39 protein-coding genes and 1 pseudogene are annotated in these 22,166 nt (G+C 32.0%); all 40 read left to right on the forward strand.

Annotation, left to right across the window (positions count from 1 at the left end; genetic code table 11):
* Positions 1-81 (forward strand): annotated as a pseudogene (locus KGF46_RS18755) (elongation factor Tu); the annotation flags it as partial.
* Positions 82-451: 370 nt separating this feature from the next.
* Entirely contained in the window at positions 452-763 is a 312-nt protein-coding gene (gene rpsJ / locus KGF46_RS18760; RefSeq protein WP_054268679.1) for a 30S ribosomal protein S10, read from the forward strand.
* 93 nt (positions 764-856) lie between these two features.
* The gene (gene rplC, locus KGF46_RS18765; RefSeq protein WP_227437029.1) at positions 857-1,486 is read left to right on the forward strand and encodes a 50S ribosomal protein L3; all 630 of its coding nucleotides are present in this window, start codon (positions 857-859) and stop codon (positions 1,484-1,486) included.
* Between the two features lie 29 nt (positions 1,487-1,515).
* Positions 1,516-2,139 carry a 50S ribosomal protein L4 gene (rplD, locus tag KGF46_RS18770; RefSeq protein WP_227830334.1) on the forward strand — a complete coding sequence of 208 codons (624 nt, stop codon included), beginning with the start codon at positions 1,516-1,518 and terminating at the stop codon, positions 2,137-2,139.
* Positions 2,139-2,429: a 50S ribosomal protein L23 gene (gene rplW, locus KGF46_RS18775; protein WP_003421170.1), complete on the forward strand. Its 291-nt coding sequence runs from the start codon at positions 2,139-2,141 to the stop codon at positions 2,427-2,429. The genes rplD and rplW overlap by 1 nt, the downstream gene beginning before the upstream one ends.
* Positions 2,430-2,458: 29 nt before the next feature.
* Positions 2,459-3,289, forward strand: coding sequence for a 50S ribosomal protein L2 (gene rplB / locus KGF46_RS18780; protein WP_227437027.1), 831 nt, complete (start codon positions 2,459-2,461; stop codon positions 3,287-3,289).
* A 34-nt stretch (positions 3,290-3,323) separates the two neighbouring features.
* Positions 3,324-3,605, forward strand: coding sequence for a 30S ribosomal protein S19 (gene rpsS, locus KGF46_RS18785; RefSeq protein ID WP_021386634.1), 282 nt, complete (start codon positions 3,324-3,326; stop codon positions 3,603-3,605).
* 31 nt (positions 3,606-3,636) lie between these two features.
* A complete protein-coding gene (rplV, locus tag KGF46_RS18790) occupies positions 3,637-3,972 on the forward strand; it encodes a 50S ribosomal protein L22 (RefSeq protein WP_009887891.1) in 336 nt (111 codons plus the stop codon).
* A 22-nt stretch (positions 3,973-3,994) separates the two neighbouring features.
* Positions 3,995-4,828 carry a 30S ribosomal protein S3 gene (gene rpsC / locus KGF46_RS18795; protein ID WP_227830333.1) on the forward strand — a complete coding sequence of 278 codons (834 nt, stop codon included), beginning with the start codon at positions 3,995-3,997 and terminating at the stop codon, positions 4,826-4,828.
* 35 nt (positions 4,829-4,863) lie between these two features.
* On the forward strand, positions 4,864-5,295 hold the full coding sequence (gene rplP, locus KGF46_RS18800) for a 50S ribosomal protein L16 (protein WP_003421160.1): 432 nt from the start codon (positions 4,864-4,866) through the stop codon (positions 5,293-5,295).
* Position 5,296: 1 nt separating this feature from the next.
* Positions 5,297-5,500 carry a 50S ribosomal protein L29 gene (rpmC, locus tag KGF46_RS18805; RefSeq protein WP_003421158.1) on the forward strand — a complete coding sequence of 68 codons (204 nt, stop codon included), beginning with the start codon at positions 5,297-5,299 and terminating at the stop codon, positions 5,498-5,500.
* Between the two features lie 23 nt (positions 5,501-5,523).
* Positions 5,524-5,778: a 30S ribosomal protein S17 gene (gene rpsQ, locus KGF46_RS18810; protein ID WP_003421156.1), complete on the forward strand. Its 255-nt coding sequence runs from the start codon at positions 5,524-5,526 to the stop codon at positions 5,776-5,778.
* Between the two features lie 25 nt (positions 5,779-5,803).
* Positions 5,804-6,172, forward strand: a complete 369-nt coding sequence (gene rplN / locus KGF46_RS18815) for a 50S ribosomal protein L14 (RefSeq protein ID WP_003421155.1) — start codon at positions 5,804-5,806, stop codon at positions 6,170-6,172.
* A 23-nt stretch (positions 6,173-6,195) separates the two neighbouring features.
* Positions 6,196-6,501 (forward strand): 50S ribosomal protein L24, encoded by a 306-nt coding sequence (rplX, locus tag KGF46_RS18820; RefSeq protein ID WP_227437031.1) that lies wholly within the window; start codon positions 6,196-6,198, stop codon positions 6,499-6,501.
* Between the two features lie 29 nt (positions 6,502-6,530).
* Positions 6,531-7,073, forward strand: a complete 543-nt coding sequence (gene rplE, locus KGF46_RS18825) for a 50S ribosomal protein L5 (RefSeq protein ID WP_003421151.1) — start codon at positions 6,531-6,533, stop codon at positions 7,071-7,073.
* 17 nt (positions 7,074-7,090) lie between these two features.
* Positions 7,091-7,276 (forward strand): type Z 30S ribosomal protein S14, encoded by a 186-nt coding sequence (locus tag KGF46_RS18830; protein WP_003421149.1) that lies wholly within the window; start codon positions 7,091-7,093, stop codon positions 7,274-7,276.
* A 32-nt stretch (positions 7,277-7,308) separates the two neighbouring features.
* Entirely contained in the window at positions 7,309-7,707 is a 399-nt protein-coding gene (gene rpsH / locus KGF46_RS18835) for a 30S ribosomal protein S8 (protein WP_003421148.1), read from the forward strand.
* Between the two features lie 30 nt (positions 7,708-7,737).
* Positions 7,738-8,280 carry a 50S ribosomal protein L6 gene (rplF, locus tag KGF46_RS18840; protein WP_003435668.1) on the forward strand — a complete coding sequence of 181 codons (543 nt, stop codon included), beginning with the start codon at positions 7,738-7,740 and terminating at the stop codon, positions 8,278-8,280.
* Positions 8,281-8,315: 35 nt separating this feature from the next.
* Positions 8,316-8,684, forward strand: a complete 369-nt coding sequence (gene rplR / locus KGF46_RS18845; protein ID WP_227437023.1) for a 50S ribosomal protein L18 — start codon at positions 8,316-8,318, stop codon at positions 8,682-8,684.
* Between the two features lie 20 nt (positions 8,685-8,704).
* The gene (gene rpsE / locus KGF46_RS18850; RefSeq protein ID WP_227437021.1) at positions 8,705-9,214 is read left to right on the forward strand and encodes a 30S ribosomal protein S5; all 510 of its coding nucleotides are present in this window, start codon (positions 8,705-8,707) and stop codon (positions 9,212-9,214) included.
* Between the two features lie 14 nt (positions 9,215-9,228).
* On the forward strand, positions 9,229-9,414 hold the full coding sequence (gene rpmD, locus KGF46_RS18855; protein ID WP_227830332.1) for a 50S ribosomal protein L30: 186 nt from the start codon (positions 9,229-9,231) through the stop codon (positions 9,412-9,414).
* Between the two features lie 32 nt (positions 9,415-9,446).
* Positions 9,447-9,890 (forward strand): 50S ribosomal protein L15, encoded by a 444-nt coding sequence (gene rplO, locus KGF46_RS18860; RefSeq protein ID WP_227842895.1) that lies wholly within the window; start codon positions 9,447-9,449, stop codon positions 9,888-9,890.
* 43 nt (positions 9,891-9,933) lie between these two features.
* Entirely contained in the window at positions 9,934-11,202 is a 1,269-nt protein-coding gene (secY, locus tag KGF46_RS18865) for a preprotein translocase subunit SecY (protein WP_227437017.1), read from the forward strand.
* Positions 11,203-11,218: 16 nt separating this feature from the next.
* Complete coding sequence (locus KGF46_RS18870) at positions 11,219-11,869, forward strand: adenylate kinase (RefSeq protein WP_227437015.1); 651 nt, start codon at positions 11,219-11,221, stop codon at positions 11,867-11,869.
* On the forward strand, positions 11,870-12,616 hold the full coding sequence (gene map / locus KGF46_RS18875; RefSeq protein WP_227830331.1) for a type I methionyl aminopeptidase: 747 nt from the start codon (positions 11,870-11,872) through the stop codon (positions 12,614-12,616).
* A gap of 21 nt (positions 12,617-12,637) precedes the next feature.
* On the forward strand, positions 12,638-12,907 hold the full coding sequence (locus KGF46_RS18880; protein ID WP_227854967.1) for a KOW domain-containing protein: 270 nt from the start codon (positions 12,638-12,640) through the stop codon (positions 12,905-12,907).
* A 37-nt stretch (positions 12,908-12,944) separates the two neighbouring features.
* Positions 12,945-13,163, forward strand: coding sequence for a translation initiation factor IF-1 (infA, locus tag KGF46_RS18885; protein WP_003421127.1), 219 nt, complete (start codon positions 12,945-12,947; stop codon positions 13,161-13,163).
* A gap of 35 nt (positions 13,164-13,198) precedes the next feature.
* Positions 13,199-13,312 carry a 50S ribosomal protein L36 gene (rpmJ, locus tag KGF46_RS18890; RefSeq protein ID WP_002509257.1) on the forward strand — a complete coding sequence of 38 codons (114 nt, stop codon included), beginning with the start codon at positions 13,199-13,201 and terminating at the stop codon, positions 13,310-13,312.
* A 152-nt stretch (positions 13,313-13,464) separates the two neighbouring features.
* Positions 13,465-13,836, forward strand: coding sequence for a 30S ribosomal protein S13 (rpsM, locus tag KGF46_RS18895; RefSeq protein WP_227437009.1), 372 nt, complete (start codon positions 13,465-13,467; stop codon positions 13,834-13,836).
* A gap of 35 nt (positions 13,837-13,871) precedes the next feature.
* Positions 13,872-14,270, forward strand: a complete 399-nt coding sequence (gene rpsK, locus KGF46_RS18900; RefSeq protein WP_227437007.1) for a 30S ribosomal protein S11 — start codon at positions 13,872-13,874, stop codon at positions 14,268-14,270.
* 32 nt (positions 14,271-14,302) lie between these two features.
* Positions 14,303-14,926, forward strand: a complete 624-nt coding sequence (rpsD, locus tag KGF46_RS18905; RefSeq protein ID WP_227437005.1) for a 30S ribosomal protein S4 — start codon at positions 14,303-14,305, stop codon at positions 14,924-14,926.
* A gap of 77 nt (positions 14,927-15,003) precedes the next feature.
* Positions 15,004-15,951, forward strand: coding sequence for a DNA-directed RNA polymerase subunit alpha (locus KGF46_RS18910; protein WP_227830329.1), 948 nt, complete (start codon positions 15,004-15,006; stop codon positions 15,949-15,951).
* A 20-nt stretch (positions 15,952-15,971) separates the two neighbouring features.
* Positions 15,972-16,313 carry a 50S ribosomal protein L17 gene (gene rplQ / locus KGF46_RS18915; protein ID WP_227830328.1) on the forward strand — a complete coding sequence of 114 codons (342 nt, stop codon included), beginning with the start codon at positions 15,972-15,974 and terminating at the stop codon, positions 16,311-16,313.
* Positions 16,314-16,432: 119 nt separating this feature from the next.
* Positions 16,433-17,266, forward strand: a complete 834-nt coding sequence (locus KGF46_RS18920) for an energy-coupling factor transporter ATPase (RefSeq protein ID WP_227830327.1) — start codon at positions 16,433-16,435, stop codon at positions 17,264-17,266.
* Entirely contained in the window at positions 17,254-18,120 is an 867-nt protein-coding gene (locus tag KGF46_RS18925; RefSeq protein ID WP_227834972.1) for an energy-coupling factor transporter ATPase, read from the forward strand. Before KGF46_RS18920 ends, KGF46_RS18925 begins: the two co-directional genes overlap by 13 nt.
* The gene (locus KGF46_RS18930) at positions 18,114-18,917 is read left to right on the forward strand and encodes an energy-coupling factor transporter transmembrane component T family protein (RefSeq protein WP_227436997.1); all 804 of its coding nucleotides are present in this window, start codon (positions 18,114-18,116) and stop codon (positions 18,915-18,917) included. The genes KGF46_RS18925 and KGF46_RS18930 overlap by 7 nt, the downstream gene beginning before the upstream one ends.
* Positions 18,918-18,944: 27 nt before the next feature.
* The gene (truA, locus tag KGF46_RS18935) at positions 18,945-19,676 is read left to right on the forward strand and encodes a tRNA pseudouridine(38-40) synthase TruA (protein WP_227842896.1); all 732 of its coding nucleotides are present in this window, start codon (positions 18,945-18,947) and stop codon (positions 19,674-19,676) included.
* Between the two features lie 119 nt (positions 19,677-19,795).
* On the forward strand, positions 19,796-20,227 hold the full coding sequence (gene rplM, locus KGF46_RS18940) for a 50S ribosomal protein L13 (protein ID WP_227436993.1): 432 nt from the start codon (positions 19,796-19,798) through the stop codon (positions 20,225-20,227).
* A gap of 28 nt (positions 20,228-20,255) precedes the next feature.
* On the forward strand, positions 20,256-20,648 hold the full coding sequence (gene rpsI, locus KGF46_RS18945) for a 30S ribosomal protein S9 (RefSeq protein WP_003421105.1): 393 nt from the start codon (positions 20,256-20,258) through the stop codon (positions 20,646-20,648).
* 516 nt (positions 20,649-21,164) lie between these two features.
* Complete coding sequence (gene cwlD / locus KGF46_RS18950; protein WP_227436991.1) at positions 21,165-21,869, forward strand: N-acetylmuramoyl-L-alanine amidase CwlD; 705 nt, start codon at positions 21,165-21,167, stop codon at positions 21,867-21,869.
* Positions 21,870-22,166: the final 297 nt, after the last annotated feature.

Here is a 22,166-nt window from a genome sequence, read left to right on the forward strand (position 1 = left end):
GTAGAAGAAGGATTAAGATTCTCAATAAGAGAAGGTGGAAGAACAGTAGCTTCAGGAGTTGTTGCTACAATAATCGAATAATCTTTTACTAAGCTAATTGATTTCATATAAAAAAAGAGGGGGTTCAACCTCTCTTTTTTGTTTTTTGTTGACAAGTAGCAATAAAGCATATATACTAAACTAGTGCCTTGAGATAGATTAATAATCAAGTTTAAGGTTATAATGTTGTAAGAGAAAATAAAATTGAAAAAAACATAAAAAAAACTTGAAAAAATGTAACAGATGATATAAAATATAATAGTGTGCTTGAGAGATTAAGAAAATAAGAATTAAATCCTAGTGAAATACGAACTGATATCGATTTGAAAGTTACAACACACCCGGAGCAGTGTATCGGTATTGGTTGTACGCAACTTGAAAATTAAACACGTGATAAAGGAGGGAAAACAAAATGGCTAAGAATGAAAAAATAAGAATAAGATTAAAATCATATGATCACAAATTATTAGATTTTTCAGCAGGTAAAATAGTTGAAACTGCTAAAAAGGCTGGATCACAAGTTTCAGGACCTGTGCCTCTACCAACAGAAAAACAAATTGTAACTATATTAAGAGCCGTACATAAGTACAAAGACTCTAGAGAACAATTTGAAATAAGAACTCATAAAAGACTAATCGACATAGCTAATCCAACACCTAAAACAGTTGACTCATTAATGAGATTAGACTTACCAGCAGGTGTAGATATAGAAATAAAATTATAAGAACCCCTAAGATATTATCCTATAGGTAACTATCTTAGAATGATTACTTCTAAAATGATGTAATCCGCTGTAAGAATTATAGGAGGTGCTAATATGAATGGAATATTAGGAAAAAAAGTTGGTATGACTCAAATATTCACTGATAAAGGTGTAGTTATACCTGTAACAGCTGTTGAAGCAGGACCTATGGTCGTTACTCAAATAAAAACAGTTGATAAAGATGGATACAATGCTATACAAATAGGTTTTGAAGATGCTAAAGAAAAATCTTTAAACAAGCCTAAAAAAGGACACTTAGCTGCTGCTAATGTTTTAAAGAAACATTTAAAAGAGTTTAGAGTAGATTCTGTAGAAGGATACACAGTTGGACAAGAAATAAAAGCTGATGTATTTGAAGCAGGTGCAAAAATAGATGTTACTGGAATAAGTAAAGGTAAGGGATTCCAAGGTCCAATAAAAAGACATGGACAAAGTAGAGGTCCTGAATCTCACGGTTCTAGATACCACAGAAGACCAGGTTCAATGGGAGCTTGTTCTTACCCAGGTAGAGTATTTAAAAACAAAAAATTAGCTGGACATATGGGAAGCGTAAAGGTAACAGTTCAAAACTTAGAGGTTGTTAAAGTAGATGCTGATAAGAACCTTATATTAGTTAAGGGAGCTATACCAGGAGCTAAAGGTTCAGTAGTAACTATAAAAGAAGCTGTAAAGGTTTCTAAATAATGACTAACCTAGAGAAAGGAGGAATAACAATGCCAAAATTAAATGTACTAAATATTAGTGGACAAAACGTTGGAGAAATAGAATTATCAGATTCTATATTTGGCGTAGAAGTTAATGGACATGTTTTATATGAAGTTGTAAAAAATCAATTAGCAAATAAGAGACAAGGAACTCAATCTGCTAAAACTAGAGCAGAAGTTAGAGGTGGCGGAAGAAAACCTTGGAAACAAAAAGGAACAGGTAGAGCAAGACAAGGTTCTACAAGATCTGTACAATGGGTAGGTGGAGGAGTTGCTTTTGCACCTAAACCAAGAAGTTACAAATATACATTACCTAAGAAGGTAAGAAGATTAGCTATGAAGAGTGCTTTATCTTCAAAAATACAAAATAGTGAAGTTATAGTATTAGATGCATTAAACATAGATGCTCCTAAAACTAAAGAATTCGCTCAAATATTAAATAATATAAATGCTGCTAAAAAAGCTTTAGTAGTTATAGCTGATAAAAATGATAATGTAATAAAATCAGCTAGAAATATAGAAGGTGTTCAAACTGCATTAGTTAATACTATGAATGTATATGATATATTAAAATATGATTCATTTATAATAACTACAGATGCTGTTAAAAAAGTGGAGGAGGTGTACGCATAATGACTAATCCACATGATGTAATAATAAGACCAGTTGTAACTGAGCACAGTATGGCTGAAATGGGTGAAAAAAAATACACTTTTGTTGTGGCTAAAGATGCGAACAAAACTGAAATAAAAAAAGCAGTAGAAAAAGTATTCGGAGTTAGTGTTGATAAAGTAAATACTTTAAACTATGATGGAAAAGTTAAAAGAATGGGTAGAACTCAAGGAAGAACAGCAAGCTTTAAGAAAGCAGTAGTTAAATTAACTGCTGATAGTAAAGAAATAGAATTCTTCCAAGGAATGTAATATTATAACAAACGAAGGAGGGAAAACAGATGGCTATAAAAAAGTTTAGACCAACTTCTCCTGCCTTAAGACAAATGACAGTTTTAGTTTCTGAGGAAATAACATGTAACCAACCAGAAAGATCTCTTTTAGTTAACTTAAAGAAAAATGCTGGTAGAAACGTACATGGTAGAATAACTGTTCGTCATAGAGGTGGAGGACAAAAAAGAAAATATAGAATAATAGATTTTAAAAGAGATAAAGATGGTATACCTGCTAAGGTTGCTACTATAGAATATGATCCAAACAGAACTGCAAATATTGCATTATTAAACTATGCTGATGGAGAAAAAAGATATATATTAGCTCCAGTTGGAATCAACGTTGGAGATACTATCTTATCAGGATTAGGTGCTGATATAAAACCAGGAAACTGTTTAGCATTAAAAGATATGCCAGTTGGTACTATCATTCATAATATAGAATTAAAGCCAGGAAAAGGAGCTCAATTAGTTAGATCTGCTGGAGTTTCTGCACAATTAATGGCTAAAGAAGGAAAAAATGCTTTATTAAGATTACCATCAGGTGAAATGAGATTAGTAAGCATAAACTGTAAAGCTACTATAGGACAAGTTGGAAATATAGAGCACGGTAACGTAGTTATTGGTAAAGCAGGTAGAAAAAGACATATGGGAATAAGACCTACTGTAAGAGGTTCTGTAATGAACCCTAATGACCATCCACACGGTGGAGGGGAAGGTAGATCTCCAATAGGTAGACCATCTCCTGTTACTCCATGGGGTAAACCAGCTCTTGGATACAAAACTAGAAAGAAAAACAAAGCTTCAAATAAATTAATAGTATCAAGAAGAACTAAGTAGTAAATTTATTTTTGCTCGGAAAGGAGGAATATAAATGTCAAGATCAACTAAAAAAGGGCCTTTTGTCCATGCAAGACTTTTAAAGAAAATAGAAGCTATGAATGCTAGTGGAAGTAAAGAAGTTATAAAAACTTGGTCAAGATCTTCAACTGTATTTCCACAAATGGTAGAAAACACTATAGCTGTTCATGATGGAAGAAAACATGTTCCAGTATATATAACAGAAGATATGGTTGGACACAAATTAGGTGAGTTCGTTCCTACTAGAACTTTCAAAGGACATAAGGATGACGAAAAATCTAATAAGAGAAAATAATTAAATTATGACTAAGAAAGGAGGAATAACAATGGAAGCAAAAGCTACTGCTAAATATGTACGTGTATCACCAAGAAAAGCAGGCCAAATCTGTGACCTTGTTAGAGGAAAGAATGTTGATGAAGCATTAGCGATATTAAAGTTCACTCCAAGAGGAGCAGCTTCAATAATAGCTAAAGTTGTAAAGTCAGCTAAAGCTAACGCAGAAAACAATCACGAAATGGATACTGAAAAATTATATATAGCATCAATAGTTGCTAATCAAGGGCCAACAATGAAGAGATTCATGCCTAGAGCTATGGGTCGTGCAACTACAATAAGAAAAAGAACTTCTCATATAGAGGTTGTTGTGAAAGAAAAAAAATAATTAATAGATAGGAGGGAAAATAATGGGTCAAAAGGTTAATCCACACGGCTTAAGAGTCGGTGTTATAAAAGATTGGGACTCAAGATGGTTCGCTACTGATAAAAAAGAGTTCGGAAACTTATTATTAGAAGACCATAATATACGTAAATTCTTAAAGAAAAGATTATACTCAGCTGGAGTTGCTAGAATAGAAATAGAAAGATCAGCTAACAAAATAAAAATGGACTTACATGTTGCTAAGCCAGGAGTAGTTATAGGAAGAGCTGGTGCTGGAATCGAAGCATTAAAAGTTGAATTAGAAAAAATGACAAAGAAAAGTATAATAGTTAACATAGTAGAAGTAAGAAGTACAGATAAAAATGCTCAATTAGTAGCTGAAAATATAGCTTTAGCTATAGAAAGAAGGGTTGCTTTCAGAAGAGCAATGAAACAAGCTATACAAAGAGCAATGAAATCTGGTGCTAAAGGGATAAAAGTTTCTGCTTCAGGAAGATTAGGTGGAGCTGAAATGGCTAGAACTGAAGGTTATAGTGAAGGAAATGTGCCACTACAAACTTTAAGAGCAGATATAGATTATGGTTTCGCTGAAGCTGATACTACTTATGGAAAAATAGGTATAAAAGTTTGGGTATGTAATGGTGAAGTTTTACCAACTAGAGATGGTGTAAATCCAAGAGAAGAAAGCAGAAAGAGCGACAGAAGAGACAACAAGAGAGATAACAGAAGAAACGATAGAAGAGGAAATGATAGAAGAGGAAACGATAACAGAGGAAACTATAGAGGACAAAAACCTCAAGGTGGACAAAGACCTCAAGGTGGATCAAGACCTCAAAGAACTGAAAACAAAGGAAATTAATAATAGTTAGGTTCAAGGAAGGAGGAAAAATACTCATGTTAATGCCAAAAAGAGTAAAGCGTCGTAGAGTTCATAGAGGAAGTATGGCTGGGCAAGCTCATAAAGGTAACAAAGTTACTTATGGTGAGTTTGGATTAGTAGCTTTAGAAGCTTCTTGGATAACTTCTAATCAAATAGAAGCTGCCAGAATCGCGATGACTAGATATATAAAAAGAGGGGGAAAGGTTTGGATAAAAATATTCCCTCATAAACCAGTAACAAGAAAACCAGCAGAAACTCGTATGGGTGCAGGGAAAGGTTCTCCAGAATATTGGGTAGCTGTAGTTAAGCCAGGAAGAGTTATGTTTGAATTAGCAGGTGTTTCTGAAGATAAAGCAAGAGAAGCTATGAGACTTGCTGCACATAAATTACCAATCAAATGTAAATTTGTTAAAAAAGAAGATTTAGAAGTAAAGGGTGGTGAATAGGATGAAAGCTAAAGAATTAAGAGATTTAACAAGCGAAGAGCTAATGAACAAATTAAACGACTTCAAAAGTGAATTATTTAGCTTAAGATTCCAATTAGCTACTGGTCAATTAGAAAATACAGCTAGAATAAAGTTTGTTAAGAAGGATATAGCAAAAGTTAAAACTGTTCTTGCTGAAAGAAAGTTATACGAAACTAGAGCTTAATTTGGAAAGGAGGCTTTTTAAACATGGAAAGAGGAAGAAGAAAAGTTAGAATAGGCCGTGTTGTTAGTGATAAGATGGATAAAACAATAGTAGTAGCTGTTGAAGAATTCGTACGTCATCCACTATATAACAAACGTGTTAAGAGAACTAAGAAATTTAAGGCTCATGATGAAAAGAATATATGTAACATCGGAGATAGAGTTAAAATAATGGAAACTAGACCTTTATCTAAAGATAAGAGATTCAGACTAGTTGAAGTTGTTGAGAAAGTTAAGTAGTTTTTGAAGAAGGAGGGATTACGATATGATACAACAAGAATCACGTCTAAGAGTTGCTGATAACTCAGGAGCTAAAGAACTTTTATGTATACGTGTTCTAGGCGGAAGTAAAAGAAGATATGGTAACATAGGCGACGTTATAGTTGCTACTGTTAAAAGTGCAACACCTGGTGGAGTTGTAAAAAAAGGTAAGGTTGTTAAAGCTGTTATAGTAAGAAGCAAACAAGGCGTAAGACGTAATGACGGAAGCTATATATCTTTTGATGAAAATGCTGCTGTTATAATAAAGGACGATAAAACTCCAGTAGGAACTCGTATATTCGGGCCTGTTGCTAGAGAGTTAAGAGACAATGAATTCATGAAAATAGTTTCTCTTGCTCCAGAAGTACTATAATTAAGGAGGTGCAATAGGACATGATGCGTGTTAAAAAAGGTGACACTGTTGTAGTTATAGCAGGTAAAGATAAAGGTAAAAAAGGTTCAGTTTTAAAGGTATACCCTAAAGCTGATAAAGTATTAGTTGAAGGTGTAAACGTAATAACTAAACATCAAAAACCAAGTGCTATGAACCAACAAGGTGGAATAATAAATAAAGAAGCCCCAATACACATATCTAATGTAATGCCATTTGATCCTGAAACAGGAAAAGGCGTTAGAGTAAGATATGAAGTAAAAGATGGGACAAAAGTAAGAGTATCAGCAAAGAGCGGAAAAGAATTATAATAAATATTGCTTGAAAGGAGGGACCTTAAATGGCTTCTAGATTACAAGAAAAATACATGAAAGAAGTTGCTCCTGCTTTAATGGAGAAATTTGGATATAAAAACGTAATGGAGATACCTAAGTTAAATAAAATAGTTATTAACATGGGTATAGGTGATGCTAGAGAAAATCCAAAAGGATTAGAAAAAGGCGTTGAAGAATTAGAAATAATATCAGGACAAAAGCCTGTTATAACTAAAGCTAGAAAATCTGTTGCTAACTTCAAACTAAGAGAAGGAATGCCAATAGGAACAAAAGTTACATTAAGAGCTGACAAAATGTTCTACTTTATGGACAAATTAGTATCAGTTTCTTTACCAAGAGTTAGAGACTTTAGAGGTGTTAACCCTAATGCTTTTGATGGTAGAGGAAACTATGCTTTAGGAGTTAAAGAACAATTAATATTCCCTGAAATAGAATATGATAAAATTGATAAAGTAAGAGGAATGGATATAATATTCGTTACTACAGCAAAAACTGACGAAGAAGCTCGTGAATTATTAAAATTATTAGGAATGCCATTTTCTAAGTAAGCAAAGGAGGGATTCCCGTGGCTAGAAAAGCGATGGTTGTTAAACAACAAAGAAAGCAAAAGTACGCTACTAGAGAATACACTAGATGTACTATATGCGGAAGACCGCATTCAGTTTTGAAAAAATTTGGTATATGCCGTATATGCTTTAGAGAATTAGCTTATAAAGGTCAAATACCTGGTGTTAGAAAAGCAAGCTGGTAGAAGCTTGATTAGAATGGAAGGAGGGCTACAAAATGACAATGACAGATCCAATTGCAGATATGCTTACTCGTATAAGAAATGCTAATGTTGTTAAGCATGAAACTGTAGATGTTCCAGCTTCTAATATGAAGAAAGAGTTAGCTAGAATCTTATTAGAAGAAGGTTTCATAAGAGGTTATGATGTTATAGAAGATGGAAAACAAGGTATCATAAGAATACAATTAAAGTACGGACAAGAAGGCGAAAGAGTTATCACAGGTCTTAAGAAAATATCTAAGCCTGGTATGAGAGTTTACGCTGCTAACCATGAAATACCAAAAGTATTAAATGGATTAGGAATATCAGTAATATCTACTTCAAAAGGAATATTAACTGACAAGCAAGCTAGAAAAGAAAATGTTGGTGGAGAAGTAATCTGCTACGTTTGGTAATTAATATGAACAATGTAAGGAGGTGCGACCATGTCAAGAATAGGTGTTAAACCAATAATAATACCAGCAGGTGTTGAAGTTACTATAGCTGAAGGAAATTTAGTTACAGTAAAAGGTCCAAAGGGAACTTTAACTAAACAATTAAGTGCTGAGTTAAATATAAAAAAAGAAGAAAATACAATAATGGTTGAAAGACCAACTGATAATAAAAAACACAGATCTTTACACGGATTAACTAGAACTTTATTAGATAATATGGTTGTAGGTGTAAATACTGGTTTCGAAAAGAAATTAGAACTAAAAGGTGTTGGATACAGAGCTCAAAAACAAGGGAAAAAATTAGTTATGAACTTAGGTTTCTCTCATCCAGTTGAAATGGAAGATCCAGAAGGAATAACTGTTGAAGCTCCAAACCAAACTGAGTTAATAGTAAAAGGTATAGACAAGCAATTAGTAGGAAACTATGCTGCTAAAATAAGAGCTTGGAGAAAGCCAGAGCCATACAAAGGTAAAGGTATAAAATACGTTGATGAAGTAATCAGACGTAAAGAAGGAAAAACTGGTAAAAAATAATACCAAAACTTAAACGCTAGAAAGGAGTGAGCTAGGTGTTAAAAAAGGCTGATAAAAATGCTAATAGACTTCAAAGACATAAGAGAGTTCGTAGAAAAATAAGCGGTACTGCTCAAAGACCAAGATTATGTGTATTTAGAAGTGCTAACAATATATATGCTCAAATAATAGATGACACAAACAGAGTAACTCTAGTTGCTGCATCTTCTTTAGAAGCAGAAGTTAAGAGTGCTGTTAATCATACAGGAAATAAGGAAGCAGCTAAGAAAGTTGGAGAATTAGTTGCTAAAAAAGCTGTTGAAAAAGGAATCACTGAAGTTGTATTTGACAGAGGTGGATACTTATATCATGGAAGAATTCAAGAATTAGCTGAAAGTGCTAGAGAAGCTGGTCTTAAGTTCTAATACGAAGGAGGGAAAAATACATGCTACGTCGTAAGCCGATAGATGCAGGACAACTTGACTTACAAGAAAAAGTTGTTGAAGTAAGACGTGTTACTAAGGTTGTAAAAGGTGGTAGAAACTTCAGATTTGCAGCGTTAGTAGTTGTTGGAGATGAAAACGGACACGTTGGTATAGGTGCTGGGAAAGCAATGGAAGTACCAGACGCTATAAAAAAAGCAGTTGAAGATGCTAAGAAAAATCTAATAGTAGTGCCAATGGTTGGGACTACAATTCCTCACGAAGTACGCGGACACTTTGGTGCTGGAAATATATTAATAATGCCTGCTGTAGAAGGTACAGGAGTAATAGCTGGGGGACCTGCTAGAGCCGTACTTGAGTTAGCTGGACTAAAAGACGTTAGAGCTAAATCTTTAGGATCTAACAATCCAAGAAATATGGTAAATGCTACAATAGAAGGACTTAATTCTCTAAAAACAGTTGAAGATATAGCTAAACTTAGAGGTAAAAAAGTTGAAGAACTTCTAGGGTAAGGAGGTAGTGTAAAATGGCTAAATTACAAATAAAATTAGTTAGAAGTGTTATAGGAACTACTCCTAACCAAAAAAAGAATGTTGAAGCGTTAGGATTAAGAAAAAGAGAACAAGTTGTTGTAAAAGAAGACAATGCTCAAATAAGAGGTATGATAAAAAAAGTAAGTCATTTATTAGAAGTAACTGAAATAGCTGAATAATTTTTAAAAAGTAGTGCAAGGAGGTGCAATCCATGAAGTTACATGAGTTAAAACCTGCTGAAGGTGCAGTAAGAGCTAAAAGAAGATTAGGTAGAGGTACTGCAACTGGACAAGGTAAAACTGCAGGACGTGGACAAAAAGGTCAATGGTCTCGTTCTGGTGGTGGAGTAAGAATAGGGTTCGAAGGTGGACAAATGCCACTAGCTAGAAGACTTCCTAAGAGAGGTTTCAATAACATATTTAAGAAAGTTTACACAGAAGTTAATGTTGAAGTTTTAAATAGATTTGAAAATGGAACAGAAATAACTGCAGAATTATTAAAATCTACTAAAACTATAAGCAAAATAGGTAAAGATGGAATTAAAATCTTAGGTGAAGGTAATTTAGAAAAAGCTTTAACTGTTAAAGCTGCTAAATTTACAGCTTCAGCTCAAGAAAAAATAGAAAAAGCTGGTGGAAAAGCAGAGTTAGTATAATAACCTGCTAATCTCCTAGCCAGTACAGGCGGGGTGAATTAGCGTGCTGTCAAAATTAAAACAAGCTTGGAAGATTAAAGCAGTAAGAAAAAAAGTAATGTATACACTTATGATGATCGTGATATTCAGAATAGGTACTACAATACCAGTTCCAGGTATAGACACTAGTATTATACAAAAGATGGTAGGCGGCAATAGTCTACTTTCTCTGTATAATATGTTTACGGGTGGAGCATTTAGTAACTTTTCATTATTTGCTTTGGGTATAAGTCCATATATTACTGCATCAATCATAATACAGCTTCTAACAGTAGGTTTTGAAAGTTTAGCAGAACTTCAAAAATCTGGTGAAGAAGGAAAGAAAAAAATCAATAAGTACACTAAATATACAGCACTAGCTCTAGCAGTTGTACAAGCTTTGGGAATTACATTAGGAATTGTAAGAAGTGCTTTAATATCAAATAGTGTGTTTTTTATCACAACTGTTGTAATAACATTAGTTTCAGCAAGTATGTTAGTAATGTGGATTGGGGACAAAATTACCGAAAAAGGAATTGGTAATGGTAGTTCAGTAATAATATTTGCAGGTATTATATCAAGAATACCAACAGATGTTATTAAAATCGCACAACAAGTTAAATCTGGTCAAGTTGCACCTTGGGTAATAATACTTCTAATTGTAGTTATATTACTTACAGTTACAGGAGTTACATTTATACAAGAAGCTACTAGAAAGATACCTGTACAATATGCTAAAAGAGTTGTTGGAAGAAAAATGTATGGAGGACAAAGTTCTCATATACCAATGAAAGTTAACCAATCAGGAGTTATGCCTATAATTTTTGCTAGTTCACTTTTAGCTTTTCCACAAACAATAGCTATGTTTATGGGGGCAGATGCTCAAGCTTTTGTTCAAAAATACTTAAGTATGGCAACAGAACAAGGATTTTGGACATACAGATCAATTGAAATTCTACTTATAATTTTCTTCTCATATTTTTATACAACTGTATCATTCAATACAGAAGATATATCTAAAAATATGAAAAATAATGGTGGATTTATACCAGGTATCAGACCAGGTGAACCTACTATGGATTATTTAAATAGAATCTTAACAAGATTAACTTTAGCTGGAGCTACTTTCTTAGCAATAATTGCTATGGTACCAGCTCTTACAACACATTATATGAATGTAAATATGAGTCTAGCTGGGACTTCATTGCTAATCGTTGTTGGGGTTGCTTTGGAGCTTAAGAGACAATTAGAGTCAAACTTAGTTATGAGAAGCTATCAAGGTTTCTTAAAATAAAATGGAGATGGATAATATGAGAATAATATTACTTGGACCTCCAGGTGCTGGTAAAGGTACTCAGGCGGCAGGAATAGTAGAAAAATACAATATACCTCATATATCAACAGGAGATATATTCAGAAAGAATATAAAAGAGGGAACAGAACTTGGAAAAAAAGCTAAAGAATACATGGACCAAGGTTTATTAGTACCAGATGAGTTAACTGTAGGTTTAGTTACTGATAGAATATCTCAAGAAGACTGTAAAAATGGATTTATGTTAGATGGATTTCCAAGAAATGTAGCACAAGGTGAGCATTTAGATGTATTCTTAAAAAATGCTGGTATAGTACTAGATAAAGTTGTCAATATTGAAGTTGATAAGAGTATATTAGTATCTAGAGCAGTTGGTAGAAGAATATGCAAGTCTTGTGGAGCTACTTATCATGTTGAGTTTAATCCTCCTAAAGTAAAAGGCGTATGTGATGTATGCCAAGGAGAATTATATCAAAGAGCTGATGATAATGAAGAAACTGTATCTAAGAGAATACAAGTTTATCTAGATGAAACTAAGCCTTTAGTAGATTATTATAGCAAACAAGGTATAATAGCTGATATAAAAGGTGACCAAGCAATAGATAAAGTATTTGAAGATATTGTTGCTGCTTTAGGAAGTGGAAAATAAATGATTATCTTGAAATCAAAGAAAGAAATAGAACTTTTAAGAGAAGCAGGCAAAATTGTTGCTGATACTCATGAAGTTTTAAGAAATGCTATTTCTCCGGGAATATCTACTTTAGAATTAGATAAAATAGCTGAAGAGAATATAAGAAAATACAATGCTGAACCATCTTTTAAAGGATATGGAGGTTTTCCAGGAAGTATATGTGCTTCTATCAATAGAGAAGTTGTACATGGAATTCCAGGTGAGACTCTATTAAAAGAAGGAGACATTGTAAGCTTAGATATAGGAGCCTATTATAAAGGATATCATGGTGATTCTGCGAAAACTCATGGAGTAGGCATGATATCTGAAGAAGATAGGAAATTAATAGAAGTAACTAGAGAAAGCTTCTATGAAGGAATAAAATTTGCTAAATTAGGATATAGACTTTCAGATATCTCACACGCAGTACAAACACACGTTGAGAAACATGGTTTCTCAGTAGTTAGGGATTTGGTAGGACATGGAGTTGGAGCAAATCTTCATGAAGATCCACAGGTACCTAATTATGGACTCCCAGGAAAAGGACCAAGACTTAGAGAAGGAATGGTTATTGCTATAGAGCCAATGGTTAATGCAGGTCGTTATCATGTAAAGACTCTATCAGATGGGTGGACGACTGTTACAATAGATGGAAAAAAATCAGCTCATTATGAGCATACGATAGCAATTACTGAACATGAACCTTTGATATTGACAAAGTTGTAAATTAAGAAGTAGGTGAAAAAAGTGCTATCAGATAATTTAAGTATAGGTCAAGTTGTTAAGGTTTCATTAGGTCGAGATGAAGGAAATTTATTTTTCGTAGTCAAGATAATTAATAATGAATATGTATTAATAGCTGATGGAAAGAAAAGAAAACTTGACAAACCTAAGTTAAAGAAAGTTAAGCACTTAAAAAAATATAATTTTATTAATGATGAAGTTAGAAAAAGAGTAGTATCTGGACAAGAGATTACAGATTCTTTTTTAAGAGCTGAACTTACTAAGTTAAATTAGATAATTTAACTTATTGAAATGGAGGGCTGGTTAGTTAATGGCCAAAAAAGATGTTATAGAATTAGAAGGTACAGTTTCAGAAGCTTTACCTAATGCTATGTTTAAAGTTAAATTAGAAAATGGACATGAGATATTATGCCACATTTCTGGAAAGCTAAGAATGAACTTCATAAGAATTCTTGAAGGTGATAAGGTGAATGTTGAACTTTCTCCATATGACCTTACAAGAGGGAGAATCACTTGGCGTAAGAAGTAGACTATCTTGATATTTAGTCTAAGGAGGGATTAATAATGAAAGTTAGACCATCAGTAAAACCAATATGTGAAAAATGCAAAGTAATAAAAAGAAAAGGAAAAGTAATGGTTATCTGTGAAAATCCAAAGCATAAGCAAAAACAAGGATAAGAAATTATTACTAGTATTTTGTTAAATTTTATAGTATAATACTATATTGTGATGTTAACAAAAGAACGTTAAAATCGTTGAACAATCTGACGTAGGATTGATATATGATATGAAGTTTTAAACACTAAAAACTATGTGTAGGAGGTGCGATCATGGCAAGAATAGCTGGGGTAGATTTACCTAGAGAAAAAAGAGCGGAGATAGGCTTAACTTATATATATGGTATAGGTAAAGCAACTGCTAACGAAATATTAGCTAAAGCTGAGATAAATCCAGATACAAGAATAAAAGATTTATCAGAAGATCAAGTTAATGAGTTAAGAAAAGTTATAGATGACGATTTCTTAGTTGAAGGTGACTTAAGAAGAGAAATTGCTTTAAACATAAAGAGATTAAGAGATATAAAATGTTATAGAGGAATTAGACATGGTAAAGGTCTTCCATTAAGAGGACAAAGAACTAAAACTAATGCTAGAACTAGAAAAGGTCCTAGAAAAACAGTATCTCGTAAAAAGAAAAAATAATTAAATAATAATTAGATGAAGGAGGGAAAAGGAAAATGGCTAAACCAAAAAAGAAAGTTACACGTGTTAGAAGAAGAGAACGTAAAAATATAGAACGTGGTCATGCTCATATACAGTCAACTTTCAACAATACAATAATAACTTTAACTGACGTTCATGGAAATGCTATATCTTGGGCAAGTTCAGGACAATTAGGATTCAAAGGATCAAGAAAATCAACTCCATTTGCATCTCAAATGGCTGCTGAAACAGCTGCAAAAGCTGCGATGGAACACGGATTAAAAAGTGTTGAGGTATTCGTAAAGGGGCCAGGTTCAGGAAGAGAAGCTGCTATAAGAGCTTTACAAGCAACTGGACTAGAAGTAACTATGATAAAAGACGTTACTCCAATCCCACATAACGGATGTAGACCACCAAAGAGAAGAAGAGTGTAATTAATAAGAGTACAAATAGGAGGTGTAGATAAATGGCAAGATATACAGGTGCATCATGTAGACAATGCCGTAGAGAGGGAATGAAATTATTCCTTAAAGGTGATAGATGTTATACAGATAAATGTGCTATAGTTAAAAGAAACTATGCTCCAGGTCAACATGGCCAAGGGAGAAAGAAAGTTTCTAACTATGGATTACAATTAAGAGAAAAACAAAAAGTTAAAAGAATATATGGAGTTTTAGAAACTCAATTTAGAAATTTATACGAACGTGCTGAGAACATGCCTGGAAAATCAGGTGAGAACTTATTAAGTTTATTAGAGAGAAGATTAGACAATGTAGTTTACAGAATGGGACTAGCATCTTCTAGAAAAGAAGCTAGACAATTAGTAACTCATGGTCATTTCACTTTAAATGGAAATAAAGTAGATATAGCTTCATTAACAGTTAAAGTTGGAGATGTGATAGAAGTTAAAGAAAAATCAAGATCTTCTGCAAAATTCAAAAATTTAGTAGAAGTTAACTCAAGAATAGCTCCTAAATGGTTAGAAGCTAATGTAGAAGGAATGACAGCAAAAGTAGTTGGTGTTCCAACAAGAGAAGATATAGATCTTGAAATAGCAGAGCACTTAATCATAGAACTTTACTCTAAATAATAAGCACACTTTTAAAAATTATTTTAAAATTTTGTTTACCCTCAGTGGATTACTGAATTTTAAGGAGGGTTTTGTCCATGATAGAAATAGAAAAGCCAAAAGTAGATATAGTTGAGCTTAGCGAAGACTATAGATATGGTAAGTTTGTTATAGAACCTCTAGAAAGAGGATATGGAATAACTATAGGTAACACACTAAGAAGAATATTATTATCATCTTTACCAGGTGTAGCTGTAAATGCTATAAAAATAGATGGAGTTCTTCATGAATTCTCTACAATACCTGGTGTTAAAGAAGATGTTACAGAGATAATATTAACTTTAAAAGAGCTTTCAGCAACTATAGATGGTGAAGGAAGTAGAACACTTAAAATAGAGGCTCAAGGACCATGCTCTATCACAGGTTCAGATATAATCTGTCCTCCAGATGTTGAAATATTAAGCAAAGACTTAGCAATAGCTACATTAGATGATAATGCCAAGTTTAATATGGAAATATTTGTAGATAAAGGTAGAGGTTATGTTTCTGCTGAAGAAAATAAAACAGAGAATGTTCCAATAGGTGTTTTACCTGTGGATTCAATATATACTCCTGTTGAGAAAGTTAGTTATCATGTAGAAAACACAAGAGTTGGTCAAAAAACAGATTATGATAAATTAGTACTAGAAGTTTGGACTAATGGTAGTATAAACCCTCAAGAAGGTATATCATTAGCTGCAAAAGTATTAGTTGAGCATTTAAATCTATTTATAGACTTAACTGAACATGTAAGTAGTGTTGAAATCATGGTAGAAAAAGAAGAAGATCAAAAAGAAAAAGTTCTTGAAATGACTATAGAAGAATTAGATTTATCAGTTAGATCATACAACTGTTTAAAGAGAGCGGGAATTAACACAGTTGAAGAATTAGCTAATAAGTCTGAAGACGATATGATGAAGGTTAGAAACCTAGGTAAAAAGTCATTAGAAGAGGTAATACAAAAACTAGAGGAACTTGGGCTAGGTTTAAAACCAAGTGAAGAATAGCGAGCAAAGGAGGGATAAGAATGGCTAAGTACCGTAAATTAGGACGTGAAACAGCTCACAGAAACCTTATGTTAAGAAACTTAGTAACTTGTTTACTAAGAAGTGGAAGAATAGAAACTACAGTAACTAGAGCTAAAGAAACTCGTAGAATGGCTGAAAAGATGATAACTCTTGCTAAAAGAGGAGATCTTCATGCTAGAAGACAAGTTTTAGCTTATGTTATGGATGAAACAGTAGTTAATAACTTATTCACAGATTTAGCTCCAAAATATGTTGAGAGAAATGGTGGATACACTAGAATAATAAAAATAGGGCCAAGAAAAGGCGATGCTGCTGAAATGGCTTTTATAGAATTAGTATAGTAAGGAAAGGATTAGGCTTGATGGCTTAATCTTTTTTTTATTTTTCTGACTAAGGTGTGATATAATAATGTGTAAAATGATTTTTATAAGTTATTGCTTACTAAAAGGAGTATGAATTAATGGATAATATAATAAAAGTAAACAATATTTCATTTGAGTATATTACAGATGAAGCAAAACTTAAAGCAATAGATAATTTAAGCTTGGATGTTAAAAAGGGAGAATTTGTTGCGATAATAGGACATAATGGTTCTGGTAAGTCTACTTTATCTAAAAACTTAAATGCTATTCTTATGCCTACAGAAGGAAATATTCTCATTGATGGAATGGATACCAAAGAAGAAGAAAGATTATGGGATATAAGACAAACAGCAGGCATGGTATTTCAAAACCCAGATAATCAAATTGTTGCCACAATAGTAGAGGAAGATGTGGCTTTTGGTCCTGAAAACTTAGGCATAGAGCCAAAAGAGATAAGACGTATTGTAGAAGAGTCTTTAAAAAGTGTAGGTATGTATGATTTAAGAGGTAGACAACCACATTTGTTATCAGGTGGTCAAAAACAGAGGGTTGCAATAGCAGGTATAATTGCAATGAGGCCTAAGTGTATAATATTTGATGAAGCAACAGCGATGTTAGACCCATCTGGAAGAAAAGAAGTTATGAAAACAATAAAAAGACTTAATAAAGAAGAAAATATAACTGTTTTACATATAACTCACTTTATGGAAGAAGCTGTAGAAGCTGATAGAGTTGTCGTTATGGAGAAAGGTAAGAAACTTTTAGAAGGGACTCCTAAAGAAGTATTTAGTAAAATAGATATGTTAAAGGAAATCGGTTTAGATGTGCCTTGTATGACAGAGTTGTCTAGTTTATTAATAGAAGAAGGTATAAATATTAGTAGTGATATATTAACTGTGGATGAGATGGTGATGGAATTATGTCAATTATAGTAAAGAACTTAACACATATATATAATGAAGGGATGCCTTTTGCAAGTAAGGCACTTGATGATGTATCTTTTGAAATTAAAGATAGAGATTTTGTTGGACTTATAGGTCATACAGGTTCAGGAAAGTCTACATTGATACAACATTTAAATGGACTATTAAAGCCTTCCTCAGGAGAGATTTTTATAAATGATTTTAATATAACAGATAAGAATTTAAACTTAACTGAGATAAGGAAAAGAGTAGGTGTTGTATTTCAATATCCAGAATATCAATTATTTGAAGAAACAATTGATAAAGATATAGCTTTTGGACCCGCTAATTTAGGTCTAGAAGAGGCTGAAATACATAATAGGGTAAAAGCATCGATGGAAGCTGTAGGACTTGACTATGAGGAATTTAAAGATAAATCTCCATTTGAATTATCAGGAGGACAAAAACGTAGAGTTGCAATAGCTGGAGTTATAGCAATGAATCCAGAAGTACTTATATTAGATGAGCCAACTGCAGGTCTTGACCCTGGTGGAAGAGATGAAATTTTCAATTTAATAAAAAATTTACATGAAAAAAACAATATGACTATAATATTGTCATCACATAGTATGGATGATATGGCAAAGTTGGCACAAACTTTAATTGTTATGAATCATGGGAAAATAGAATTTATGGGTACTCCTAGAGATGTATTTAAATCAAATGCTATTAAATTAAAAGAAATTGGTTTAGATATTCCACAGGTTTTAGAACTTGCATTGAAATTAAGAGAACAAGGTTTTGACATTAGTGAAGACATATTGACTTTAGAAGAAGCAAAACAGGAAATATTAAGAGTTGTGAGAGGGCGAGGATTATGTTAAAAGATATAACTATAGGGCAATACTACCCAACAAGTTCTGCTATTCATAAATTAGATCCAAGGATAAAACTTGTAGCAACAATTGTATTTATGGTATCTATATTTGTAGTAAATAAATTTTGGCCTTATATGATAGTTTTATTATGTTTATTAGGTATGATAAAGTTAGCTAATATACCAGTTAAGTATATTGTTAAGGGTGTAAAGCCTCTTAAGTGGATTATTTTATTTACATTTATTATAAATATTTTTTTCTTACCAGGTGATGAGATATGGTCATTTGGATTTTTAACGATAACAAGTCAAGGTTTGAGACAAGCAATTTTTATGGCAATAAGACTTATATTTTTAGTAATTGGGACATCATTACTTACTTTAACAACTTCACCAATAGAATTGACAGATGGTATAGAGAGATTATTGAATCCCTTTAAGAAAATTGGTTTACCAGTTCATGAGCTTGCAATGATGATGACAATTGCTTTGCGCTTTATTCCGACATTATTGGACGAAACAGATAAAATAATGAAAGCTCAGATGTCTAGAGGTGCAGACTTTGAAAGTAAAAATCTTATAAATAGAGCTAAAAATCTAGTACCTCTTTTAGTTCCACTATTTGTTAGTGCATTTAGAAGAGCAGATGAATTGGCTATGGCTATGGAAGCTAGATGTTATAGAGGTGGGCACAATAGAACAAAAATGAGGGAGTCTGTTATAGTAAAAGCAGATTATATAGCATGTGTGTTTCAAGTTATTTATTTAGGATTAATCATAGCTACTAGATTTATAGCGATTTAATAGAAGCATATATAGATGAGGTAAAATATGAGAAATATAAAGATTACAATCCAATATGATGGTAGAAATTATTGTGGATGGCAGAAGCAACCAGATTCCCTAGGGATACAAGGTACAATTGAAAAGGCTATATATGAGATAACGAATGAAGAAGTTAAACTTATAGGGTCAGGTAGAACTGATTCAGGAGTTCATGCTCTTGCACAAACTGCAAATTTTAAAATTAGTTCAAGTATAAGTATAGAAAGTATACCAATGGCACTAAATGCTAAATTACCAAAAGATATATCAGTTATAGAAGCATATGAAGTTAATGATGATTTTCATTCAAGATACAGTGCAAAAGGAAAAACATATAAATATTTAATATATAACAGTAAGTTTAGACATCCAATACTTAACAACATATCATATCAAGTAAAGTACGAACTTGATTTTGATAAAATGTGTATAGAATCAAAAAGCCTATTGGGTACACATGATTTTAAAGGTTTTATGAGTTCTGGTTCATCTGTAAAAGATACAATACGAACAATATATGATATAAATATAAAAAAAACAGATGATTTGATTACTTTAGAAATTAGTGGAGATGGGTTCTTATATAATATGGTGAGAATTATTGTTGGAACACTTGTTGATATAGGACGTGGTAGAATTAATGAATCATTTTTAGATATAATGGAATCCAAAAACAGATCAAGATGTGGACATACAGCTCCAGCACAAGGATTATTTCTTAAAAAAGTTCATTATTAACTTGACACACCAGGCTACATGTATTAAAATATATGAGAATGTGTTAATAAGTCCACTTGCCCCGGACTTGACATAAACGGTAAAAAATTTTTATGAAAAGTAGTTAAGGAGGGACAGTTATGAAAAGTTATATAGCTAAGCCAGCTGATGTACAAAGAAAATGGTACTTAGTTGATGCTGAAGGAAAAACATTAGGTCGTATAGCAACAGAAATTGCGACAGTATTGAGAGGTAAACATAAACCAACATTTACTCCTCACGTTGATGGTGGAGATTTTGTTGTTGTAGTTAATGCAGAAAAAGTAGTTTTAAGTGGAAAAAAATTAGATCAAAAATATTACAGATACCACACTGGTTATGTAGGTGGATTAAAAGAAATATCTTATAGAGATATGATGGATAAAAAACCAGAAGAAGTTATAGCACATGCTGTAAATGGCATGTTACCTAAAAACAAATTAAGAAGTAGAATGATGACTAGATTAAGAGTATTTGCAGGTGCTGAACACACTCATGCAGCTCAAAATCCAGAAGTTTTAAACTTTAAATAAGATTAATAGGTGAAAGGAGGAGTTTATAATGGCTAACGTTCAATATTATGGAACTGGAAGAAGAAAAAGTTCTGTTGCTAGAGTAAGACTAGTTGCAGGTGAAGGAAATATATTAGTAAATGGAAGAGCATTAGAAAATTATTTTAACTATGAAACATTAATAAGAGATGTTAAACAACCATTAGTTTTAACTGGTAATGAAAATAAATATGATGTTATAGTAAAAGTTGAAGGTGGAGGATTCACTGGACAAGCTGGAGCTATAAGACATGGTATATCTAGAGCTTTATTAAAAGCTGATTTAGATTTAAGACCTGCTTTAAAGAAAGAAGGTTTCTTAACTAGAGATGCAAGAATGAAGGAAAGAAAGAAATACGGATTAAAAGCAGCAAGAAGAGCTCCACAATTCTCAAAAAGATAATTATTTATTTTTTTGGAAAAGCAAAATCCTTTATTTTCTGCCATTCAGAAAATATGGGAGCATGTTAAAATGTTGGGTTTAAGTTAATTATTGATATACAATAAAATAATAAGATATCTTATTAGGATGTTTTTCAATAGAAAAACATCCTTTTTATTGTTTTAATTGTCTAATAAAAAATTACATGTTAAAGTTATTGGAATAATAGTTCTATTGAGAAATTAATAAAGAAAGTTACAGTAAATATAATTAAAAATTTTACATTTTATAAGCAATAGAATTTAGGTTATTCAATAATATAATTCATAATATAAATTGTCATAATTTATTATACCTGTTATTCGATAATAATTAAAAATAGGAATTTAGAGTAGACGTGAATATAGCATATTTATGTAATCATATATTAATATTAAAAAATAGAGATTGATAAATACTAAAGTGAAATTTAAATGTTTGTACTAATATTTGGAATATTATAGTGTTTTTATAAGTATACATATACAGGGTGATGTTGTGAGAAAGTACATAAAACATATAATTTTTAGTTTTGTTATGGTGTGTCTAGTAATAGTATCAATATTTGAAGTGAAAAATATTTCTGAAGATGTTATCAAATATATGCCAATAACAAATAAAACAATAATTTTAGATGCTGGTCATGGAGGTATTGATCCAGGAGCATTAAACAAGGATAAGAGCACATCTGAAAAAGATATCAACTTAGCAATAACACTTAAGCTTAGAGAGCTTATAGAATCAAGTGGAGGTCTTGTAATATTAACCAGAGAAGATGACAGTAGCCTCTATAAAGAAGAAAATAATAAAACTACAAGACAAAAATATAATGAGAACTTAAAAAATAGGAAAGAAATAATTTCTAATTCCAATGCTAATATGTTCGTATCCATACATCTAAATGCATTTGAACAGTCTAAATACTATGGAGCTCAGACCTTTTATCCTAAAGATAAACAAGATAGCAAGGAATTATCGAAGTGTATTCAAGAAGAACTTAAAAGAGTAGTAGATAAAACAAATAACAGAGAAGTTAAGCCTAGAGATGACATATACCTTTTGAAAGAAAATAATATTCCATCAGTGTTAATAGAGTGTGGTTTTCTATCAAATGAAAAAGAATGTAAACTTTTGACAGATGAAACATATCAAGAAAAGATAGCGTGGGCGATATACATAGGTATACAAAAATATCTAAGTTGAAATAATTATAAAAATAAGTCTAAATATGTAAATAGCTTGTATTGAGGTGTTTAAAAATGCATTAATATGAGCTATTTTTGTTTTGACAAAAAAATAATTAAAATAAAAGTTAAAAAAGCGTTGACTTAGAATAACATAGATGATATTATATATGAGTGCCCAAAAGGAGCACAAAAATAAGACAAAAGAACTTTGAAAATTAAACAGTAGGTTAATTTATAAACAAGAAACAAACCATAAAGCCAGATATTTTGATAACAATAGTATCTGAGCCTGATAAACTTTTATTTGAGAGTT

Origin of the sequence: Clostridioides sp. ZZV14-6153 (assembly GCF_020657855.1) — a bacterium.
GTDB lineage: Bacteria > Bacillota > Clostridia > Peptostreptococcales > Peptostreptococcaceae > Clostridioides.